General features: G+C 53.6%; 1 rRNA gene. It reads left to right on the top strand.

The annotated features are described in order from the left end of the window. A 16S ribosomal RNA gene (locus PGH32_RS24615) occupies nt 1–440 on the top strand; the annotation flags it as partial.

The raw sequence follows: 440 nt of genomic DNA on the forward strand, positions 1-440 counted from the left end.
CCTACGGGAGGCAGCAGTGGGGAATATTGCACAATGGGGGAAACCCTGATGCAGCAACGCCGCGTGAGTGATGACGGCCTTCGGGTTGTAAAGCTCTGTCTTCAGGGACGATAATGACGGTACCTGAGGAGGAAGCCACGGCTAACTACGTGCCAGCAGCCGCGGTAATACGTAGGTGGCGAGCGTTGTCCGGATTTACTGGGCGTAAAGGGAGCGTAGGCGGATTTTTAAGTGAGATGTGAAATACCCGGGCTTAACCTGGGTGCTGCATTTCAAACTGGAAGTCTAGAGTGCAGGAGAGGAAAGGGGAATTCCTAGTGTAGCGGTGAAATGCGTAGAGATTAGGAAGAACACCAGTGGCGAAGGCGCTTCTCTGGACTGTAACTGACGCTGAGGCTCGAAAGCGTGGGGAGCAAACAGGATTAGATACCCTTGTAGTC

The organism is Erwinia sp. SLM-02, from assembly GCF_037450285.1.
In the GTDB taxonomy this organism is placed as follows: domain Bacteria; phylum Pseudomonadota; class Gammaproteobacteria; order Enterobacterales; family Enterobacteriaceae; genus Erwinia.